Source organism: Paraflavitalea pollutisoli (assembly GCF_029360705.1).
In the GTDB taxonomy this organism is placed as follows: domain Bacteria; phylum Bacteroidota; class Bacteroidia; order Chitinophagales; family Chitinophagaceae; genus Paraflavitalea; species Paraflavitalea pollutisoli.
In genome coordinates this window covers 2,523,846-2,544,883 of record NZ_JARKMX010000008.1, presented here as the reverse complement: position 1 = coordinate 2,544,883, position 21,038 = coordinate 2,523,846, and the positions used below count along the sequence as shown (strand labels likewise).

The 21,038-nt window shown below is 50.6% G+C and carries 14 protein-coding genes and 1 riboswitch; of the genes, 5 read left to right on the top strand and 9 right to left on the bottom strand.

Features of this window, described 5'->3' with window-relative positions; translation table 11 throughout:
* Positions 1 to 54 precede the first annotated feature (54 nt).
* Positions 55 to 2,274, top strand: a complete 2,220-nt coding sequence (locus P2W70_RS23790; protein WP_276484040.1) for a histidine kinase dimerization/phosphoacceptor domain -containing protein — start codon at positions 55 to 57, stop codon at positions 2,272 to 2,274.
* 120 nt (positions 2,275 to 2,394) lie between these two features.
* On the opposite strand, the gene P2W70_RS23785 is transcribed toward P2W70_RS23790, so the two are convergent.
* Entirely contained in the window at positions 2,395 to 2,664 is a 270-nt protein-coding gene (locus P2W70_RS23785; RefSeq protein ID WP_338119859.1) for an SCO family protein, read from the bottom strand.
* Between the two features lie 382 nt (positions 2,665 to 3,046).
* On the opposite strand from P2W70_RS23785, the gene P2W70_RS23780 reads away from it, so the two are divergent.
* A complete protein-coding gene (locus tag P2W70_RS23780) occupies positions 3,047 to 3,433 on the top strand; it encodes an acyl-CoA thioesterase (protein WP_276484038.1) in 387 nt (128 codons plus the stop codon).
* 38 nt (positions 3,434 to 3,471) lie between these two features.
* Here P2W70_RS23780 and P2W70_RS23775 read toward each other — a convergent pair whose 3' ends face one another.
* Together P2W70_RS23775 and metE are read right to left on the bottom strand one after the other, a co-directional pair.
* Positions 3,472 to 4,428, bottom strand: a complete 957-nt coding sequence (locus P2W70_RS23775; RefSeq protein WP_276484037.1) for a methylenetetrahydrofolate reductase — start codon at positions 4,426 to 4,428, stop codon at positions 3,472 to 3,474.
* Positions 4,429 to 4,500: 72 nt separating this feature from the next.
* Entirely contained in the window at positions 4,501 to 6,804 is a 2,304-nt protein-coding gene (metE, locus tag P2W70_RS23770; protein ID WP_276484036.1) for a 5-methyltetrahydropteroyltriglutamate--homocysteine S-methyltransferase, read from the bottom strand.
* A 157-nt stretch (positions 6,805 to 6,961) separates the two neighbouring features.
* Between metE and P2W70_RS23765 the strand changes: the two genes are divergently transcribed.
* Together P2W70_RS23765 and P2W70_RS23760 are read left to right on the top strand one after the other, a co-directional pair.
* Positions 6,962 to 7,426 carry an Lrp/AsnC family transcriptional regulator gene (locus P2W70_RS23765; protein WP_276484035.1) on the top strand — a complete coding sequence of 155 codons (465 nt, stop codon included), beginning with the start codon at positions 6,962 to 6,964 and terminating at the stop codon, positions 7,424 to 7,426.
* A 205-nt stretch (positions 7,427 to 7,631) separates the two neighbouring features.
* Positions 7,632 to 9,347 carry a ribonucleoside-diphosphate reductase subunit alpha gene (locus tag P2W70_RS23760; protein ID WP_276484034.1) on the top strand — a complete coding sequence of 572 codons (1,716 nt, stop codon included), beginning with the start codon at positions 7,632 to 7,634 and terminating at the stop codon, positions 9,345 to 9,347.
* 86 nt (positions 9,348 to 9,433) lie between these two features.
* On the opposite strand, the gene P2W70_RS23755 is transcribed toward P2W70_RS23760, so the two are convergent.
* The 6 genes from P2W70_RS23755 to P2W70_RS23730 form a co-directional block, all read right to left on the bottom strand.
* Positions 9,434 to 10,957, bottom strand: coding sequence for a hypothetical protein (locus P2W70_RS23755; RefSeq protein ID WP_276484033.1), 1,524 nt, complete (start codon positions 10,955 to 10,957; stop codon positions 9,434 to 9,436).
* 52 nt (positions 10,958 to 11,009) lie between these two features.
* Complete coding sequence (locus P2W70_RS23750; protein WP_276484032.1) at positions 11,010 to 11,930, bottom strand: DUF4465 domain-containing protein; 921 nt, start codon at positions 11,928 to 11,930, stop codon at positions 11,010 to 11,012.
* Positions 11,931 to 11,982: 52 nt separating this feature from the next.
* A complete protein-coding gene (locus tag P2W70_RS23745; protein WP_276484031.1) occupies positions 11,983 to 13,449 on the bottom strand; it encodes a PKD-like domain-containing protein in 1,467 nt (488 codons plus the stop codon).
* Positions 13,450 to 13,468: 19 nt separating this feature from the next.
* The gene (locus P2W70_RS23740; protein ID WP_276484030.1) at positions 13,469 to 14,623 is read right to left on the bottom strand and encodes a YncE family protein; all 1,155 of its coding nucleotides are present in this window, start codon (positions 14,621 to 14,623) and stop codon (positions 13,469 to 13,471) included.
* Positions 14,620 to 16,668 carry a TonB-dependent receptor gene (locus P2W70_RS23735; protein ID WP_276484029.1) on the bottom strand — a complete coding sequence of 683 codons (2,049 nt, stop codon included), beginning with the start codon at positions 16,666 to 16,668 and terminating at the stop codon, positions 14,620 to 14,622. The genes P2W70_RS23740 and P2W70_RS23735 overlap by 4 nt, the downstream gene beginning before the upstream one ends.
* 133 nt (positions 16,669 to 16,801) lie before the next feature.
* Positions 16,802 to 17,007: riboswitch (cobalamin riboswitch) on the bottom strand.
* Positions 17,008 to 17,329: 322 nt separating this feature from the next.
* On the bottom strand, positions 17,330 to 20,167 hold the full coding sequence (locus tag P2W70_RS23730) for a PAS domain-containing sensor histidine kinase (RefSeq protein WP_276484028.1): 2,838 nt from the start codon (positions 20,165 to 20,167) through the stop codon (positions 17,330 to 17,332).
* A gap of 325 nt (positions 20,168 to 20,492) precedes the next feature.
* On the opposite strand from P2W70_RS23730, the gene P2W70_RS23725 reads away from it, so the two are divergent.
* The gene (locus tag P2W70_RS23725) at positions 20,493 to 21,035 is read left to right on the top strand and encodes a DUF2975 domain-containing protein (protein ID WP_276484027.1); all 543 of its coding nucleotides are present in this window, start codon (positions 20,493 to 20,495) and stop codon (positions 21,033 to 21,035) included.
* Positions 21,036 to 21,038 lie beyond the last annotated feature (3 nt).

Genomic DNA, 21,038 nt, shown 5'->3' with positions numbered 1-21,038 from the left:
GGGGAGTTGCTTCGTTTGCTGATAAATAAAATACTTCCTGTAAAAGGTGGATATATGAAAAAGTTTATGCTATTGGTTGTCTTTATTCTCTTCGGACGCTGCGGCTGGTCACAGATACGTCTGGAGAAAGCCAGGCTAAAGGAACAAATTGCCCACAGCAAAGAGGATACGGCAAAGGTAAACCTTCTGATCAAGTTGGCTATCTATTATGTCTATAATCATATCGAGAATAATAATCTTGATTCACTCAACCTTTTCTTACGCCAGGCACGGCAGCTAAGTATTAAACTGGGAGAGAAGGACCTCGAATACAAGGCGCTGGGAAAGCTGGCCTATGCAGCTTCACTGGCTGATGATCCGGACAGCAGTAAGCGGGCTTATCTGCAGGTGATCGACTATTACCAGAAAACAGGACAAACCGCTAAAGAGGCCGAATCCTGGTTTGATCTGGCTGAAAGGTACCATATGTTTGACAGCAAATACATGGACGAAACGATCGGTTATTTTCAGAAGGCCCGTGCACTATACTTAAAAAGCAATTTGCCGATTGATGCGGCGGATGCCCTGGCTTCGATTGCCGGTCGTCATGCGGATTATAAAAACATAGACCTCGCAGATAAAGAATTCCAGCAAGCCCTGGCCGAATACAAGGCCGCCGGTTACAAACAATTGCGCTTTATTTACCAGGATCTCCTGGAGTTTGAAAAGGAGAAAGGTAATTATTACCGGGCGCTAGCCTACTGTCTGGAAGCTATCAAGTATATCGATATTAGTAAAGATTCGATCAGTGCTGCGAACTATTACCGCCAGGCTGCGGAGTGTAACGCAGCAGTAAAGAAATACGAGCAGGCCATTGAATGGTTAGGTAAGGCCTCCGCTGCGTTTAAAAGCGATTCCTTTTCTATTCAGCTTGTTGTGGCTCAAAACCTGTTGGCCTTGAATCGGACAGAAGAGGCCTGGTTGATCTTAAATATACTTGCAAAATCACCAGACTTTTCAACGGAGCGATTCATGTTGAATTGGACCTTAGCAGTTTATTATCACAAAATTGACAACCATGAGCTCGCACTAAGGTATTACTTGAAGGCCAGGGGAAAAGTTGATGATGATTGGGAAGATAATCTGGAGGGTAACAACTGGTTGATACAATGTAATAACGCCATTGCTGAGGTATATCTGGGGATGGAGCAACCCCTGGCAGCCAAAAAATACCTGGATGAAACGGCTCTGCTATTAAAAAGAACGAAGACATCGTTGGATCCTGCACTGATGGCCGCGTATTATGGTCTACAGTATAAATATAATGTGGCGACTGGCAATTATCCTGCCGCAGTACAGCATTTAGAGCGGCAGGTGTTATTGAATGACTCGCTTTTTACAGCCGATAAAGACAAGCAGTTGGCGGAGTTGAATATTCAGTATGAAACGGTGCAGAAAGAACAAGCCATCAAAGACCTGCAAAGCCAGCGCGCTGCTCAACAGGCAGAAACAGCAAAGGCCAGTATGCAACGAAATATCACGATCGGCGGAATATTGGTGATGGTTATTGTAAGTGTGTTAATATATAGAAACTATCAACATAAAAAGGCAGCCAACGATGTCATCGCTGCTAAAAATAATGAACTGCAACGGCTGGTTTCCGAAAAGGAGTGGTTATTGAAAGAGGTGCACCACCGGGTGAAGAATAATTTACATACAGTGGTATGTTTATTGGAATCGCAGGCGATGAACCTGCAGGACGATGCGCTGGAAGCCAACCAGATCAGCAAGCACCGGATCTACACGATGTCGATGATCCATCAGCAGTTGTACAGAACGGATGATGTCAAAACCATCGATATGGCGGTGTTTTTGCCGGAGTTGTTGCGGTATCTCAATGAGAGTTTCGGTACGGAACGTAGGATACGTATCCATCGAACGATTGCGCCCATTAAGTTGGGTGTATCTCAGGCTATCCCGATAGCATTGATCGTGAACGAAGCCATTACCAACGCCATTAAATACGCCTTTCCGGGTGATAGCAATGGCGAGATTCATGTCAGCTTGAAACAAACAGATAAGATGATCACCCTCGTCATTGTCGACGATGGCATTGGTGTACCACCGGCGATCCTGGAAGAAGAGACTGCTTCCATGGGGATGCGGCTATTGAAAGGGCTCACCAGGGATCTTAGTGGCCATATTACCATTGCCAATGAAAGCGGAACGGCCATCCGCGTCAGTTTTGAGCTGGATCTTTTGGGTGAACAGGCTCCGTTGGCCTATCATAACTAAGCATTGGACTGGAACGGTTAACTTCTTGTTACGGCAATTATCCCCCGGCCGTTGAATGTCGCCCGGGTGGTGAAACTGGCGGCATTCAAGGTCAGGTAGCAAGTGTTATTCCCGTATCTTCTACGCAAGCAGGTAGTCCTGCCGGGCCATCGCGTACAAAGCCTGTTTGCTGCCGGTCAGGAACTGCCAGGCAGGCGCGGCTGCCTGCATCCGGTTGGCATAGGCCGCCAATACCACCACGGAATCTGTTTCAGGATCGACGGTGTGGGAGAGGATGGAGAAGTCGGGCAGGATGCCCACATAGTAGCTACCCACGCTGCAACCGCAAATATCGCAGGCCGTAGCTGAAAGAGAATAAAACAAGCTTAACAGAATAAGTACTCTTTTCATGGTTAGTTGTTTTGTGCTGAAACCGGCAGGTGAAGTAAGCATTTACCATTGGAGTGCATGGCTGGCTTTGCTTTGTTTTCGCAGGGCGTGGCGGCGATGTAGGCTTTGTTGAATTGGTAATGCAAGCAGATCGCCGGTACCGCCATTACTTTCAACAGTGCCAGCAGGAGCGGGCAGGCAACGGCTTATTGGCGAATAATGGTTTGCATTACGGCGGGTAAGGTAGTGCGTGGTGCTGGAATATGGTATTAAAAGTTAGGTGAAATCATTACATGCTTTCATAGATTGAAGTTGGCATGAATGAAGAGTTCGTATTTTTGCTTTTTTTTTTGTTACAACGGGATGCCGTCGGTGTCGACGGTGCCATTTAATTCGCTGAACTATGAATGCTTTGCAAGTTGAGCAGTCGGTGACCCGCATTTTTAAAGCGGTATTTCCGGATAGCGTAAATCATTATGATACTTTGTTTGGTGGCACGGCCATGGCGCTGATGGATGAGGTGGCCTTTATGACGGCGACACGTTTTAGCCGTCAACGCATGGTGACCGTGAGCAGTGACCGAATCGATTTCAAGAAGCCTATACCCGCCGGTACGATCATCGAGTTGGTAGGGGTGGTGTCATCCGTTGGGCGTACCAGCCTCAAGGTACATGTGGAAGTGTATGTAGAGCAGATGTATTCGTACGACCGCGAGAAGGCGATCACGGGCGACTTCACCTTTGTGGCCATCGATGAAAACAAAACACCGGTTACGATCACTCAATTGTAGTGACGGTAACCGGTGCGTGTCAGCAGGTTAGTGCTGTACTATTGCTGTAATACTACTTTCTTTTGGCGAATTCCCTGTTCTTCCAGCATGTCGCCAATACGGTTGACCATGGCAATGGAAGCTTCGATCTCATCTTTGCGGATCGCGATGCTTTCGATGTTGAAACCAAAAGGGATATTGCGCTCCCTGCAGAAGGTGATCATTTCGGCTGCTATGTTGAGGCAGATGTTGACCGATGTTTCGAGCATATTGGGTGCAGTCACGAGCTCCTCCTTCACTTCATCGGGCAGGTGGATACCCAGCCAATCCATGAACTCGAGGGTCTTTTTCGATCCGCAGGCCGTCAACGTAAAGATGATGGTAGGTACTTTTGCTCCCCGTTGGGTGCAGGTACGTTCCAGGTCGGCGATCATTTGCCTGGCATAGGACAGGTTGAATACGCACTGGGAGATAAAATATGATACCCCGGAGCCTGCTTTCTCCAGTATACGCTGGTCTTCGTCGTTTAATACCGCATGCCTTTCAGGAATGGTAACGGCCCCTATGACCGAGGTCGCACTGTTCTTACTCCACAACTGATAAGCCTCGGTCAGGGTGGTTTTTACCGCGTAACCGGGTGCGGGTATTCCCACGAATACGGGGTAACATGTGTGCTGGTGCAGGTCATCCAACCAGGTCGTTAATTCTTCCTGGGTGAACTTGCCTGCTGGCCGGTAGATGATCTTGGGCAACTGCAGTTCACGCAGGTAAGTGCTGGTATATTCGAAGGGGTCGTGTGCCGTCATGAAAGGAAAAGGTCTTTCGACCGATGTACGGGCAGATTCATCCTGTACATCATAAACGATCAGCGCGTCAATATCCAGGGGCGCTATCCTGGCCATCGCTCTCTCGGCGATCTCTGCCAACCGCTGCGGGTCAGTTTCTGTTTTCTTAGGTGGGGTAATGCCGTAAGTCAGTATGCCGGATTCGCCGGATCTTATCTTTTTCTGAAACATAGTGTTGGTGCCGAATTTTGCTATGGAACGCAAGATATAACTGCGGGCGTAAATGCCCGCAGTTATTTTTATTTAAACGGGATCTCCCACCTTTAATTGTTTGCGGGCCTGCCTGGCTGCCGCCACCATGTTTTCCAGGGCCGCTTTGGTTTCGGGCCATTTGCGGGTCTTGAGTCCACAGTCGGGGTTTACCCACAGGTGCTGTGCCGGGAGCAGGTCGGCTGCTTTGGCCAGCAGGGCGGTCATCTCTTCTGTGGTGGGTACCCGGGGCGAATGGATATCATATACGCCAGGCCCTATCTCGTTGGGGTACTCAAAATGGGCAAATGCCTGTAACAGCTCCATCTGTGAGCGAGAGGTTTCGATGGTGATCACGTCGGCATCCATCGCGGCAATATGCTCGATGATGTCATTAAACTCGCTATAACACATGTGGGTGTGGATCTGTGTCTGGTCTTCGACACCACTGGCCGTTACCCGGAAGGCATTGACCGCCCAGTCGAGATAGTGCGGGCGCTTTGCCTTGCGCAGGGGCAAGCCCTCACGTATGGCCGCCTCATCGATCTGGATGATGCCGATGCCAGCTTGCTCCAGGGCGACCACTTCATCGCGGATGGCCAGGGCGATCTGGTTGGTCGTGAGCTCACGGGGCTGGTCGTCGCGTACGAAAGACCACTGCAGTATGGTGACGGGCCCGGTCAGCATGCCTTTCATCGGCTTGTTGGTTTGGGCAGCGGCAAACTGGCTCCAGCGTACCGTCATGTCTTTCGGGCGGCTGATATCGCCATAGATGACCGGGGGCTTCACGCAACGGCTGCCATAGCTTTGTACCCAGCCGTTTTTCGTAAAGAGGAAGCCATCCAGTTGCTCACCGAAGTACTCCACCATGTCGTTGCGCTCAAATTCTCCATGTACCAGTACATCCAACCCCAATTGCTCCTGCCAGCGGATGGACTCGATGGTCGCCTGTTCGATGGCAGCATCGTATTGCTCAACAGTCAGGTCCCCTTTCTTCAGCCTGGCCCGTAACTGCCGGATATCGTCTGTTTGCGGGAAGGAGCCAATGGTGGTGGTGGGGAAGCTGGGTAGGTGAAAACGCTCACGTTGTAAACGCTGCCGTATGGGGAAGGCACTTTTTCGTTGACCGTCTGCTGCGGTAATGGCGGCTACGCGGTCTTTCACGGCTTGTTTGTGCACCTTCTGTGATGTACGTCTGCTGGCGATGGCTTGCAGGTTGGCCTGCAGCAGGGTATGGTCGCCCTGCGCAATCAATTTCAGCTCGGTTACTTCGTGCAGCTTTTGTTTGGCAAAGGCCATCCAGTTCCTGATCTCCGGATCGATGGCCGTTTCTCCATCGAGGTCGATGGGGCTGTGCAGGAGGGAGCAGGATGGTGCGATGAGCACACGGCAGGCGCCGAGTTGCTCAACCGCTTTATCGATGTGGGCCAATGACTGTTCGTAATCGTTTTTCCAGACGTTGCGACCATCGACCACGCCCAGCGACAGTTCCAGCTTGTCGGGTATCAGCGCCAGTACTTCGTCGAGTTGTTGTGGCGCACGCACGAGGTCGATGTGCAAGGCGGCGATGGGTAGGTTGACGGCCAGTTGGGTATTGTCGAGCAAGGCTTCAAAATAAGTGGCCACCTGTAGTTTGATACCGCTTACCTGCGCAGCAATGGTATGGTAAGCCCAGGCAAAGGCTTCTTTTTCTTTGTGGGACAGGTCGAGTGCCAGGCAGGGCTCGTCGAGCTGGATCCAGGTGGCGCCTTGTTGCTGCAGGCGATTGATGATTTCCACGTACACAGGTACCAGCCGTTGTACCAGGTCGATGCGGTCAAAGCCGGCTTCTTTCTCTTTACCCAGCAGCAGGTAGCTCACGGGGCCAATCAATACTGGTTTTGCTTTTTCGCCGAGTATGGCTTTCGCACTGTTGTACTCGTTGAAGATATTGTCGTTGCTGATCCTGAATGCCTGTTGGGCGGTAAACTCAGGTACGATGTAATGATAATTGGTATCGAGCCATTTGGTCATTTCCATGGCGGTGATGTCCAGTCCGTTTTTCTGGTAGCCACGGGCCATGGCGAAGTAGAGGTCGAGCCCGGTGTTGCCGGCAATGGCCGACACGGGCTGGTAACGTTGCGGCACTACGCCGAGCAGCAGGCTGGTATCTAGTGTCTGGTCGTAATAGCTGAAATCGTTGCAGGGGATGAGGTCGATGCCGGCATCCAGCTGGGTTTGCCAGTTGGCTTCTTTGATGGTACGGGCTACGGCGGTCAGTTCGTCCTGGCTGATCTTGCCGGCCCAATATTGTTCATTGGCTTTCTTGAGTTCTCTGTGGCCCCCGATACGCGGGTAGCCCATATTCTGGGTTAGCATGTATTAATAGGTTTTAATTCTGCACAAAGCTATATACGGAGTTTTATTTGCTGCAATGGAGTAGGATATTCAGCATAAAAAACTGTGATTGATGTAAATTGCAGTGCGTTTTTTCTGTAATGGGTCGTTTTTTGACGGATAAACAGCAATTTATTCTATGACGGATACGCTTGATGAAGTTGATCTTCAATTGTTAAGGATGCTGGGCGAGAATTCGAACGTGACGATGAAGGAGTTGGCGGCGCGCATCAATTTGTCGTTATCCCCGGTTTTTGAGCGGGTGAAGCGGCTGGAGGCCAATGGCTATATCCAGAAGTATATTGCCCTCATCGATGCGGAAAAGCTGCAGTATGGGCTGATCGTTTTCTGCAACATCAAGCTGAAGCAACACGACAAAAAGATCGGTCACGACTTTGTCGCCGATATCATGCGGCTGAATGAAGTGGTGGAGTGTTACAATATTTCCGGCGACTACGATTTTCTGCTGAAGGTGGTGGCGCGGGACATGAAGCACTACCAGGATTTTGTGTTCAACAAGCTGGGGTCGGTGAAAAGCATCGGCAGTACGCACAGCACTTTTGTGATGTCGGAGACCAAGCACTCGCACAACATTATTTTTTAAGTCGGCGGTATAGGGAACAGCAGGTTATCCCCCGACTTATCAACATGCTGTTAATTTCTTTTGTATCCACCCGATTGATTTTATCGTGAACTTGATGCTGCTACGGTAAGGTAAACAATCCATTCATTTAGTGTTCAATTGCCATATGTCATAGACCTATGACATACGTATTCATTTTGTCCATAACCTATTAATTACATTACTGATGACAACCTTATTTGACACTACCGTCCCTGTTGCCGAACAGCAACCCATTTTTGCCGGAAACTACGAACAGGAGAAGCTTTGGTGGTTGAATGAAGAAAGTGAACAAGTATTGAACCGGGGTTATCTGCTGAAAGGAGAAACGGTAGACGGCGCTATTGAGCGTATTTGCAATGCGGCGGCCATGCGCCTGTTTAAACCCGAACTGAAGAGTGCCTTCAAGGAGATGATCGAGCGGGGCTGGATGAGCCTCAGTTCGCCCATCTGGGCCAATATGGGCACAGAACGCGGATTGCCGATCTCCTGCTTCAATGTACACGTGCCCGACAGCATCGAAGGCATTACTCACAAACTAGGCGAAGTGATCATGCAAACCAAGCTGGGCGGTGGTACTTCGGCTTATTTCGGTGCGCTGCGCGAACGCGGTTGTGCCGTATCCGACAATGGTAAGAGTAGCGGCGCTGTGAGCTTTATGCGCCTTTTCGATACAGTAATGGACACCATTTCGCAGGGTGGGGTAAGGCGCGGTTCTTTTGCCGCCTATGTAGATATCGACCACGGCGACATAGAAGAGTTTCTCTCCATCAAAGATATTGGCCACCCGATCCAGAACCTGTTTTACGCTGTTTGTGTGCCCGACTACTGGATGCAGGACATGATCGATGGCGATATGAAGAAACGGGAGATCTGGGCCAAGGTGCTCGAAAGCCGTCAACAGAAAGGACTGCCGTATATTTTCTTTACCGATAACGTGAACCGGAACAAACCGCAGGTGTACAAGGACCTCAACCTGTCGATCAATGCCAGCAATCTCTGCTCGGAGATCATGCTGCCTTCTACAGAAGATGAGTCTTTCATCTGCTGCCTGTCGTCGATGAACCTGGAGTTGTACGACGAATGGAAGGATACCAATGCCGTGAAGCTGGCTGTATTCTTCCTGGATGCGGTGCTGCAGGAGTTCATTGTGAAGACAGAAGGCAACCACTACCTGAAGTCGGCCAACCTGTTTGCCAAAAGGCACCGCGCGCTGGGTCTGGGTGTATTGGGCTGGCACTCGTACCTGCAAAAGAATATGATCCCCTTCGAGGGGCTACGGGCGAAGCAGCTGACTGCCTCCATCTTTAAGGATATCCAGGACAAAGCGATCAAGGCGAGCAAAGACCTGGCCTGGATATATGGTGAACCGGAAGTATTGAAAGGTTATGGCCGCCGCAATACGACGGTGATGGCGATTGCCCCCACCACTTCTTCCAGCGCTATCCTGGGTCAAACCTCTCCCGGCATCGAGCCCTTCAGCAGCAATTATTTCAAAGCTGGTCTGGCCAAGGGGAACTTCATCCGGAAGAACAAGTACCTGAAGCAGATCATGATCAAGAAAGGGATCGACAATGAAGAAGTATGGCGTGGTATCATGCTGAACCATGGTAGTGTGCAGCATTTGACGGAGTTGTCGCCGCTGGAGAGAGAGGTATTCAAGACCTTCAAGGAGATCAGTCAGCTGGAGATCATTCAGCAGGCTTCTATCCGCCAGGCTTTTGTGGATCAATCGCAGAGCCTGAACCTGAATATCCCGGCCGATGTACCGGTGAAGGATGTCAATAAACTCCTGATCGAGGCCTGGAAACTGGGTATTAAAACACTGTACTATCAACGCAGCCAAAGTGTCTCGAAAGAGATGGTCGCCAACCTGGTGACCTGCAAAAGCTGCGAAGCATAAACGAGCTGGCAAGCAACTCTCCACCAGCAATGTGAAGGGGCTGATCTATTGATCGGCCCCTTACTGGTTTTTTATGGGACGCCTTTCTATGGATTGATGGTGGCGATCTTTTGTCCCAGCAGGTGAAGGTCCTCCCCACGGCTGATCTCGGTAGAGGCTTCTCCCAGCCAACCATTTTCCTGGTCGATGCCGTTGTACACCTTCACGAAGTCGATGCCCGGCAGGGTTACCTTGTTGCCGTCTTTATCGATGGCCCAGTCGATGTCGATGCCGGAGTTGTCGTGCGGGTTGGGGTAATTGTCTACATACCCATATTGGAAGGCATACAACACGAAGTAAGTGCCACTGCCGCTTTCTTCAATGCCGTTGCGGGCCAGGCGGATACCTTTGTACGTGATCTTGTCGTCCTTCACCCAGGACGGATAATATGTTTGGTTGTGGAAAGTGTTCTTGATCTTATAACCTTCCTGCGATTGGTTATCGGTCCAGCGGATATAATTGCCGATACTGACATTGGGCGCTGGTACCGGGTCGGGTGTTTCGGTAGTTGGACGATGATAGGTCATTTCATAACCCCGGAACGTGCGCACGTCTAATTTCTTGCTGACGGCGATGCTGTACCAGGGTTCTTTCTCGGCGGTGAAATTGCCGCTGCCTTTTATTTCATACCACTCGTCTTCATCGGGTTTTCCATTTTTGTTCTTGTCATAAGCTACCATCACGATGCCTGGTTCGCAGCTGCCGCCGAAGGGGGCGTTGGCGCGTGGGTTGGCGGCGGCACCAAAGGCATTGCCATGGACGCGGAAGTCGCGCCGGCCGGGTACGTTGACGATGGTGTGGTCGAAGCCCAGTACGACATAGCCACCCCAGCCACCGAGGGTGACGGTATTGGCGTCTTCCCCGATCAACTCATTGCCTGCTTTGGTTACCATAGTTTCATACGTGTCGCCTGCATTGTATTTGGGTAGCTCGTTCACGAACTGTCCCGGGGCAGGCAGGTAATCGAATACTTTGGCTATATAAGGGGATGGTGCACGGTCTGTAGGTCGCACGGTAATCAATAACGTATCGATCAACTCGCCGGACGATATCTTCAGTTGATAGGTGCCTTTGGCAGCGGTTGCAAAGAGCGCAGTATTGGTGCTGCCTGCGGCCAGTCTGTATAAGTCGGAAGGAGCAGATACTACTTCCCACTTGAGGTCGGTTTTCCCGTTAAACTTTGCCGATGCCTGGATGCTCAGGATCTGGTTGGTGTTGACCGCCCAATTGAGGTAACGGCCGGTGGTGATATGTATCACTTTCTGTACTATGTTGCCGCCATTGTAGGCACGGATGATCAGGTTGTGGGTGCCTGGTGTGGCAGGCGCCTGGAAATTATACTGCAGGGCATTAGCTACACGCTGGCCATTGAGCAACCATACGAGGGAGTCGACCCTGTTCTCTACGGCAGGTGTCAGCTGAATGGCTTCATTGACGACGACGTAGTAGTCTGCTTCAATGCCGGTAATAGCCGGTGTAGGTTCGGGTAGTTCTGCATCTTTTTTTCCGCAGCTGGCCAATACCAGTGTGATGCAGGTAAAATAAGCGAGTAGTTTCTTACGATTATTCATGTTGTCATTTAATTAGTTGAAAGAAAGCCAGGCATCCTGTTGTACAATTTGGTTACAAGGTCACGACGACATTGTCCATACACACATAAGCCGGTGTATTCAACCCGTAGTCGCCGGAGTCGTTGCCGTCGATGTTGAATTCAACACGGGTTACGGTACCGAGGGCCGACAGGTTGAAGTTGGTCCAGGTGGTGAGTGGTCCGGCAATGGCCGTGCCGCTGCTGTACCGGGCCAGGTAAATGGATACCGGATTGCCGCTGTTGGTGGGTGTATTGCCGTTGAAGCCATACGCCCGTAACCGCAGGTATCCGTTGCCGCCAGCTACACTGGAAAGTGGGGTAGCGGTACCAATGCTGCCAAACGAATTGCCAGTCATGATCACGCCGTAGGTGTAGGACGACAGACAGATCTTCATACTGTCGATCACACCGCTGCCAGTCGTGAAATTGAGAACGGGTCTGGTGGCGTAGAATTCATTGTAGTCATCTACATAACCAAACATAACGGCAAAATTGCTGCTGCCGCCAAAACCGCCGTTGTTGGATCCATGGGTACCGGAATAGACACTCGCCTGGTTTTCGTAGGAATACCACCAGTCACCGGTTTTGCCGGTGATATTGGATTTGTAGTTCCAATTGGAAATGATAAACCCGCCATCCCAATATTCGAAGGGGCCACTGCCGGCTCCTTTGATAGCAAACCGCAGGTTACTGCCGGAATGCACATAAGGACTGATCTGTGGCGTGCCATAGGCTGAATAGGCATTGTCTGCATAAGAAGTCGGTCCTGCCATATAGCTACTGCCGATACTTTCGAAATCGATCGTATAGGTAATGGTCGTCAAGGTCTGTTGCTCTTCTGTGTTCAGTGTTGCGGCCTGACTGGGTAGTCCGTCATGTTGTTTGGAACAGGAAGCTGCCAGCACGAGGGTGCAGGCTGCTATCAGGGTGTTGTTAATAATGGATTTTTTCATTGAAATAAAGTTTTTGGTTAAGTATGAATACAGGTTGCCCGGCTTTCATTGGTTATTTGAGGTTTCTGTCGAGGATAGAACCTACCTGCAGCATGCGTCCTTCTTCCATATTGTAGTCTTGCAGTTCTGGATAGGCGGCCAGCTTCTGTAGCGGGTAAACGACCTTGCGCACCTTCACGAAGTCAATGCCTGGCAGTTCCACACTTTCTCCTTTGCTGTTCACTGCGAGGTCGATATCGATGTTCATTTTCTGCCAGAAGGCGGCTGCGCCTGTCACGTTTTTGGTCAAGCGTTTACCGCGGCGGGTGAAGGTGGTGGGCCAGCCTGCGAGCATGCCGATCTGTTTGGTATTGAAGTCGATGAAATTGAGGCCGGGAAAGAAACCTCTGATGGATACGTACCCGGCATAGGTCATGGCGCTGGAGTAGATGACTGTGTTGACGATCTGTCCCTGGAGCGGCGTAGACCGGTTGTCTTTCCAGCTATAGTATACGGCTGCTTTTTTATCGTCTTTGACGACGCTGTCGTAGGTAAAGGTCATGGCGTAGTCGGAGGAATCTTCCAGACCGTAATCGGCTGTTTTGATCTCATACCATTCGTCTTCTTCGGGTTTGCCATTCTTATTGCGGTCGTAGGCTACATATACTGCCGGCAGATCACGGTTGGAGTAGAAGGCCGTCAGCTCGAGGTCGGTTTTGCCGGCCACGTTGGCGACCGTATGGTCAAACTGGAAGGTGGCATAGCCGCCCCAGGCGCCTACAAACAGGGACGCGGAATTGTTGGTCTTTCTTTGTTCGCTGGCTTTGGCCAGGAAATCATTGTAAGGAAGTGGTTGTTCAAAGCCAAGATCCCAGAGGTCCCTGGAACCGATGATGGACCAGTTGTGCCATTTGCCGGGCGCCGGGGCAAACTCCAGTACGGTGTAGGCATTTTTTACCAGGGTGCCGGTCTTCACGGTTACCTGGCGGGTAAAGCTGGCCGATTGTTTGCCTGCGGTCGCTTTCAGGGTCAAGGCAAAGGTGCCTGCTTCGGGAGAGATGAAGGACAGGTTGCGTTTTTTGCTGATGATGGAATCGCCGATCGACCACACATAGGTATAGTCGTCGCGATCGGGGCCGTCTACACCTGGGGTGATCTCCGTTACTGCAGAGAGGTTGATGGAGAGTCCTTCGGGAATGGACAGGGTAATCGGTTTTTCTACGAATAGTTTGAAGGCTTGTTCGGCCAGGCCACCTTCGTTGTTGACTTTGAGCTTTACCTCGAAGTGGCCGGGTTCGGTGGCTACGAAGGTATAGCTGAGTTCGCCGGTGAGTACTTCTTTACCATTGACCAGCCAGGTATAGCTATTGCCCCTGGTGTTGGTGATGGTGGGCGCGAGTATAATCTTGTCGCCGATGTTCAGGACGGTCGTGTCGGTTCCTGCTCCGGTGATGGTGGGAGCGATGTATTGCTCCTTTTTGCATGCGAAAGTGAGGAAGAGGACTACCGTCAGCAGTTGTAATAGCCTGTTTGTTTTCATGTATCTGTTTTATTGCAGTTTATTTTTGTTTGGGCAGCAGGGCAAAGTGCGCCGGAATATCGCCGGTGCGTACACTCCATTTCCTTTTGCCCGCTGCTGTGAAGCAGTACAGGATGCCTGGTGATACGTAGTTGCCGGCATCGGTTACATAGATGTCTTTGGTAACGGGATGTATCATGATGCCGTAGGGTACTTCGATCTCCTGCTCGGTACCATCGGTGATGAATGCTGTCGAGATTACCTGTCGTGTACGCGTATCGACGATGGCATACGAAATGACATTGGAATAGGTGATATAGCTCCACTCGGTGCTATAGATATACAGCGAGTCGCCATCGAGGAAATAGTTGCTCGCCGCGATGGGAATGGTGTCGGTTACCTTTTGCTGTTGATTGTCGATGAAGTAGAGCCTGGAAGGCAGTTTCTTATAATCGCCCCGGGAGGTGACCCAGAGGTTGCCGCGTTTATCGGCCTTGACGTGGTGAAGGTTGTAGGCTACGTCGATGCGTTTTTCTTCTTTGAAGGATTGCAGGTCGATGACGGATACGGTGCGTTCGTATTTCTCGGTACTGCCCGCGCCCATATAGCCGCCTGAATTGGCTACATAGATCTTGCCGTTGGTGATGTCGAGGTTGTCGGGCTGAAAGCCTACGATGCATTTATCGACGATCTGCAGCTTGGCGGTATCCACTTTGGCTACATAGCCTTTCTGTGCGTAGTTGGGGTTGATCTCGATGGGGCCCGCATAAGAAGTGATGTAGGCAAAGTCTTTATGGAATTTGATGTACCGGCAGTTGGGAATCTCGATCTGTCCGATCCTTTTGGCTGTCTTCGCGTCCATGACCTCTATTTTGTTGGAAGCATTGATCACTGCGTACAACCGGCTGCCATAGATGGCGATGTCATTGCCGACATCACCCATTTCTTTGGGGACGGTGGGGTTGATGGCTGCATAGATATTGCGCTGGTATTTGCCGGTGGAAAAGTCGAAGTAGTCGAGGGTGCTTTTGTTGCTGCCCATATTGCCTTCATTGAGGAGGTAGAAGCCACTAAACCCGTTTTGCGATGGATCGCCCAGGTCGGTATCCTCGTTCATGAATACGGCGACGTCTTTGCGGCAGGCGGTAGCGAGCAGCATCAAGAATAAGCAGGCAGTTGTGGTATGTTTTCTCATAACTCAACGGATAAGATGATCTTGAAATTTCTTTTGGGCATGGGGTAGTTGACGACGACCTCATAGTCCTGGCTGAACACGTTGTTGAGCTCTCCCGACAGTTTGAAGCGGTATTGCTTCCAGGTGATGTCTTTGGATGCCGACATATCGTGCGTGTACCAGGGCTGCTCATAGTTTTCGGGAATGTTGGCGGAGTTGTGGTACCGTTCGCCTACATAGATGAAGCTGTAGTTGAGGCGCCAGGTTTTGTATTGTATACTGGAAATGGCCGAGCCACTGTGCCAGGGTATATAAGGTATCTGTCCACCGTAGGTGATCTTTTGCAATTCCGGGCTTTTTCGCTCGGTAAAGTCCTGTGCTTTTTGGTAGGTGTAGGTGAGGCGGAGGTTTAACAGGATGTTGGCCGGCAGGGTGAATGCCTGGTCGGATACTACCTCGAGGCCTTTGATGTCTACGCTACCGATGTTCATCATCATCCAGCGGTACATACCACTTCCTTTGGGCACGGCGACGATCTTATTGCTGACGCGGTTATAATAGACATCGGCCTGGACCTGCCAGTCGTTGAGTAGTTTGCCCGTGCGTCGTTTGTGATAGGCTACGCCTATATTGTATTGATGGGTGTATTCCGGTTCCAGGCTGATATTGCCAATGTCTGTATAATACAGGTCATTGAGGGTAGGCATCCGAAAGATGTTTTTGTAGAATGCCCGGAAATTGAAGTCGGCCTGGCGGAAGGGTTTGTAGGAGAGGAAGAAGGCTGGTGTTATTTCTTGTTTGGCGGGGGCGGCGATGGCGGAGTCACCTACCAAAGTATTACCTCGCTGGATGCGTTCGTCGATGAAAGTGCCCAATACACTGGCCTGCATTTTCAGCCACCCATAGTCAGCTGCCGCGGCAAGCGCTACCAGTGAAGTGAGCCGTTTGGGAAATACAAAACCGTCGAGGTTCGAGGTTAAGGTATTGTATTGAATGTCGGTGGAGAGGTTGATGTCTATCTTCTCCGTCAGGCTGTATTTGTTGGCGACGGAGGCATACCATTCCTGTTGCAGGAAATTGTTGTCAATGTACAGCAGGGTTGTATCGGGATTGAGGTAGCGCAGGTAGTCATTGGCATACTTGGCATTGATCTGCAGATCGTATTTCGGTGTAATGGTTTTCTTGAATGATCCTTGCAGGAAGAAGTTTCTATCCCACTGCCGTTGCGAACGTTTCCAGACATTGTTGACGATGGCGCCGGGAATGCCTCTTTCGGAATTGTAGAAATAGGCTTTGAGGTTCCAGGTGCCACGGTTCATATTGCCATACAGTCCTGCTTCCAATCGCTGTGCTTCGATGTCACCGTTTTGCCGGATGGCCGTCGTGTCCCAGGCGGTGTTGCCGGTTTCATGAAATACGCGTTTATACCGGAAGGGATAACGGCCAGAGGCGTTGACGATCTCGCTGCTGATGGAAGCGTTGAGCTTGTCGGTCAGCTTTTGCTCCAGCAATAGGGAAGGGTTGACCAGGTTGAAGGAGCCTGTTCTGAAGACGGCTTTGGCATTAGTGTGTTTGGTAGAGTCGAAAACGGGACGCCGGCTGCGGAGGTAGATGGAGCCGGAAGAACCGAAGTCGCGTGCCGGTTGAAAGATATCGCTTTTCTGTCCGTTATAGACGGTGATGGATTCGATATTGTCCATCGAGAACTTGCCGAGGTCGATGATGCCGTTCTGTGCATTGCCCAATTGGATACCATCGTAAAACACGCCTACATGGTTAGTGCCCATGCTGCGCATGTCGACGGTCTTCAAGCCGCCGATACCACCATAGTCTTTCATCTGTACGCCGGCGAAGTAACGTACGGCATCGGCGACAGAGAAGCTGTTGAGGCTTTTTAATTGACTACCGGATAGTCTTTGACCAGGGATGATTTCTTTCGACACGGCAGTGGCGACGATCACAGTGGGCAACGACCGTATACGACCGGTATCTACCCGGATCGTATCCCTGTTGCTTTGCTGACCATAGCCATGGGTGCCAACGAATGCAAAAAACGTTATGACCAACGTTTTTAATGCGTTTGACCTACACATCAATCATTGATTTGCGCTGACAGCTTACAGGATGACACACGTGAACAAATAGATACTGACTTGCGTCAGTTCGTGTTGTATTCAAAGCTCCTTTCCTCGAAAGCTTAAAATGTTATGTGCATTGGCAGGTCTCCTGGCTTGTTCTCCGGTTGATGGCCTTCCCATTTTTACTCACTAAAAACAGTGGCATGTAGTGATCAACCAGTTGGTATAGAACTTACAGTAGCGGGTCTGCTCAGGATTTGCACCTGATTCCCTATTAATCCTGGCATGGTGAAATCATGTCAGGAACCTAATGCGTGGCGAAAGTAGTATAAATTATTGACTTGTCCGGAACCATGTATGGGGGATGTTGGGAAGCCGAAAGGTGATAGCGCGGCGCGATTGTTAGCGTATCCGGTCACGGAATGTCTTTAATGGGTCATGCTGCGATAAGAATACTAATAAATAATATTTAATAAATTATTAAATCCAGACAAACTTGTGTTCCGTATATGATTGCATAGGATAAGGTTTAATGGTTAACGCATATGAATGGGAGCGCCCGCTTTTTCGAAGGCGGGCTTTTTGCTTGGTGACGTTTCCGGGTATATAGTATAGGTATGCCCATTTTTGTGTCATTACGATGTTCTGTTTACGGGGCGGAGCTGGGCAGCAGGATGTAGAAGGTCGTGCCCTTGCCGGGCGCCGATGTAGCATACATATAACCTCCATGGTTGATGACGATGCGGCGGCACAAGGCGAGTCCGACACCTGACCCTGCATATACTTCTTTGCGGTGTAAGCGCTTGAATACTTCAAATATCTGATCGGCATATTCCCGCTCAAAGCCGATACCATTGTCGGCAATGCTGATCTTGTAATAGATGACACCGGGTATTGGTTTCTTGATATAGCTTTCCAGCTCTGCTGCTGTTGCCATGGTACAAAGTACTTCAATATGAGGTGTTGGGTCTTGGCGCGAGAATTTAAGGGCGTTGCCGACGATGTTGTAGAACAACTGGTTCATCTGTATCTTAATGGCACGTACAGATGGTAGTTGGCCAATGGTGATGGTTGCCCGCTTCTCTTCAATCAGTAATTCAAAGTCTTTCTCTACTTCGCGGATCACGGCATTGAGGTCGACCGATCCTTTTTCGGGGCTGTTGTTGGACAGGCTGGAAAACTCCAGCAGGTCGGTGATCAGCATCGTCATTCTTTCGGCAGACTGACTGATCCTGGACAGGTACATTTTACCACGGCCGGTGCCTTCGTCCAGTTTGGCCAGCATTTCGGAAAACACCCGGATCTTGCGCAATGGTTCCTGCAGGTCGTGGCTGGCTACATAAGCATATTGCGAGAGCTCTTCATTGGATCGGGTGAGGTTTTCATTCAAGGCAGCCAGTTCTTCCGTGCGCAATTGTACTTCCTGTTTTAAAGTGGTTTCCAGTTCCTGCTGCAGCGTAACATCGCGGGAGGTTCCTACTACCGTTTGGGCACGCCCATCGGGGCCAAACCTGACGGTGCCGCGGGTGTGTATGATGCGTTGCTGTCCCGTGACCTCATTGATGATGGTGTATACTTCATCAAAGGTGTCAGCGCCGCCGGGTTCCATGGCTCTCTTCATCGCCAGGCCAACCCGTTCCCGGTCTTTGAGGTGTATGCGCGGCGAATCGGTGATTTGCAGGGTAGCTTGTTTGATGCCCAACCAGCTTTGCAACCTTTCTGAATACCGGATGTGCTGGGTGGGAACGTCTATCTCCCAGGTGGCCAGTTCGGCCAGCTCGATGGCATTGCGCAACTCCGCTTCAGTTGCTTCCAATTGTTGACGGGCAGCGGCCTGAGCGGTTACATCGACAGCCATGTCCATGATAGCATAGACCTGGCCATGTATATTCCTGAGTGGCTTATACGTATAGTCGAAGTAATAGGTATCCAGTTTTCCGTTGACGAGTAGTTGGGCTGGTGCCCCCTGCTCGCCAAACGTGATACCAGATGTGTATACCTCGTCGAGAATATCCAGAAAATTCTGGCCTACCAGCTCGGGAACGCCCTGGCTCAAGGGCAGGCCGAGGATACTGTCATCTTTACCCCAGTAAGACAACATGACATCATTAGCCAACTCTACTTTCATATCGCGACCCACAAACAGGCAGGTGGCTACGGGTGCTTCCTCGATCAGTGTTCTGAAACGGGCCTCACTCTCTTCTACTTTTTTGCGCGATTGTACCTGACCGGTGACATCGGTGGCCACGACGAGTACCCCTGTGGGTTGTTCGCTGCCGCCGTATTGGGCCTGGTATACGAGGTCGACATAGATGGTTTCGAGCCGTCCCTGCCGGATGATATCGACCGGTACTTCTTTGGCTTCATACTGTATGCCAGTGGTCAATACGCCTTCCAGTAGTTTGTCGAATCCCTGGCCGGTGAGTTCCGGCAAGGCTTCCAGCAACGGTTTGTCGAGTATGGTGGCAGGATCCCGACCTACCAGTTCGCCATAAAAGCGGTTGGCCATGGTGAAGGTGAGCCGATCGCGATCGATGGTGGCGATGGCCACCGGTGCGTCGTTAAAGGATTGCAGCAACTCCTGGTTGGCTTTTTTGATCTCCCATTCTGCCAGGGCTCTTTCGGTGATGTCTTGTAAGGTACCGTTGAGCCGGGTGGCATGGTGGCCGTCATCGAACTGTGCTTTTCCTTTGGCCAGTACGATCTTCGGCATACCCATTTGTGGATGGATGATGGTATAGGTTTCTTCGTACCGTCCGCCGGAACTGATCTGCATGGCCTGTTCAATGGCCTGTTGTACGCGCTGCCGGTCTTCGGCAGCGATGGCATTGGTGGCTACATACAACGGGATCTCTTCTCCTGGTTTGATGCCAAACCAATCTTTGAGGCGGTCATTGGCCGTGAAGCGACCGGTGGCCGGGTTGAGGTCCCAGGTGCCGAGTTCGGTAGCTTCGATGGCAAAGGCGAGTTCATCGGCTTTCTCTTTCAGGTGCTCCAGTCCTTTTACTTTATCGGTGGTTTCGAAGCAGGTTGATAGTACGCCGACTACTTCGCCCTGGTCGTCGTATACCGGGCTGTAGGAAAAAGTCCAATAGGTGGTTTCTGTGCGGCCATTGCGGTGAATGGGAACGGGTTGATCTTCGCGCCACAGCGCTTCACCTTTCAGTCTTACCTGTTCCAGCAGGGGCTCCAGGATCTCCCAGGCTTCTGCCCAACAAGCCTGTCCGGGTTGGCCCAGCGCCTGTGGGTGTTTGCCGCTTTCTCCGAAACTGGGTCGGTAGGCATCATTGTAAAACTGGATGTACTGCGGACCCCACAACAGGAACATGGGAAACCTGGAATTGAGCAGGTTATTGACGGTAATACGCAAGGCAGCCGGCCAGGTTTTATAGTGGCCAAGTGGGGTAGTGGTCCAATCGAATTGGCGGGTCAGGGTAACCATTTCTCCGCTACCCGGGAAAAAATGGGATGGTATGTTGTCGAGCATTCGTGGTCTGCAAGTATTAGCAATGGCTGTAATTTATGCAATTGCCGGGCGCGCCCTGAACAAATGATTCTACCTGGATGTGATGATAAGCTTCCCCATTGTGGGGATTGCTGTGCTGGCTATTTGCTCTTTATATATCATTCTGTGCCCCCGGCGATCAAAAATAGGAGCTGGTTTTTCTGTTAGAATGTTCGTTTGTAGTTGGGTGCAGGTTAGTAATTGGTCATCAGCCAATTCTGCACTATTTGCCCTAATTCGCAAAATATTTATTGTTTATCGATAAATATTTATCTAATTTCACATCGTCAACCACAAAAAGACAACTATGGGCTTTACCATTTCCAGCAAACAGGTGCTTCAGGTACTACACATCCTTTCCTGGATCATTTTTGTCGGCGTCAGTATTGAAGCCGGGAGTTTTATTTTCAACGCCATCTACTCCGTTGGCTTTAACGCGCGGGCGGCGGATTACTTCCAGCTACAGCATTTATTTGCCTTTGACAAGGGACATTTCCTGGTGCAGCTGTTGCTGATGACGATACCTGGCGTACTGAAGGCTACACTGTTTTACCAAATCGTACGATTGCTGATGGAGAAGAAGCTGGATATGGCGAAGCCCTTCAGTGCTGCGGTAGGCCGCTTTTTATTTGTCGTGTCTTATCTCGCCCTGGCTACGGGGTGTTTCTCCCACTGGGGTGCCAAGTATGCCAAATGGCTGGTACAGCAGGGCGTCACGATGCCCAGCAATGAGGTACTACACCTGGAGGGCGCCGATGTGTGGCTGTTCATGGGTGTTATACTTTTTGTGATTGCGCATATCTTCAAAAGAGGCATTGAATTACAGTCTGAAAACGAACTAACCGTATAGTCC

What these genes read in the sequence shown, in the direction of transcription:
- P2W70_RS23750 (WP_276484032.1), bottom strand. Translation starts at nt 11,930, where the DNA reads ATGAAAAAATCCATTATTAACAACACCCTGATAGCAGCCTGCACCCTC.
- P2W70_RS23775 (WP_276484037.1), bottom strand. Translation starts at nt 4,428, where the DNA reads ATGTTTCAGAAAAAGATAAGATCCGGCGAATCCGGCATACTGACTTAC.
- P2W70_RS23785 (WP_338119859.1), bottom strand. Translation starts at nt 2,664, where the DNA reads ATGAAAAGAGTACTTATTCTGTTAAGCTTGTTTTATTCTCTTTCAGCT.
- P2W70_RS23730 (WP_276484028.1), bottom strand. Translation starts at nt 20,167, where the DNA reads ATGCTCGACAACATACCATCCCATTTTTTCCCGGGTAGCGGAGAAATG.
- metE (WP_276484036.1), bottom strand. Translation starts at nt 6,804, where the DNA reads ATGCTAACCCAGAATATGGGCTACCCGCGTATCGGGGGCCACAGAGAA.
- P2W70_RS23780 (WP_276484038.1), top strand. Translation starts at nt 3,047, where the DNA reads ATGAATGCTTTGCAAGTTGAGCAGTCGGTGACCCGCATTTTTAAAGCG.
- P2W70_RS23765 (WP_276484035.1), top strand. Translation starts at nt 6,962, where the DNA reads ATGACGGATACGCTTGATGAAGTTGATCTTCAATTGTTAAGGATGCTG.
- P2W70_RS23760 (WP_276484034.1), top strand. Translation starts at nt 7,632, where the DNA reads ATGACAACCTTATTTGACACTACCGTCCCTGTTGCCGAACAGCAACCC.
- P2W70_RS23745 (WP_276484031.1), bottom strand. Translation starts at nt 13,449, where the DNA reads ATGAAAACAAACAGGCTATTACAACTGCTGACGGTAGTCCTCTTCCTC.
- P2W70_RS23740 (WP_276484030.1), bottom strand. Translation starts at nt 14,623, where the DNA reads ATGAGAAAACATACCACAACTGCCTGCTTATTCTTGATGCTGCTCGCT.
- P2W70_RS23755 (WP_276484033.1), bottom strand. Translation starts at nt 10,957, where the DNA reads ATGAATAATCGTAAGAAACTACTCGCTTATTTTACCTGCATCACACTG.
- P2W70_RS23725 (WP_276484027.1), top strand. Translation starts at nt 20,493, where the DNA reads ATGGGCTTTACCATTTCCAGCAAACAGGTGCTTCAGGTACTACACATC.
- P2W70_RS23790 (WP_276484040.1), top strand. Translation starts at nt 55, where the DNA reads ATGAAAAAGTTTATGCTATTGGTTGTCTTTATTCTCTTCGGACGCTGC.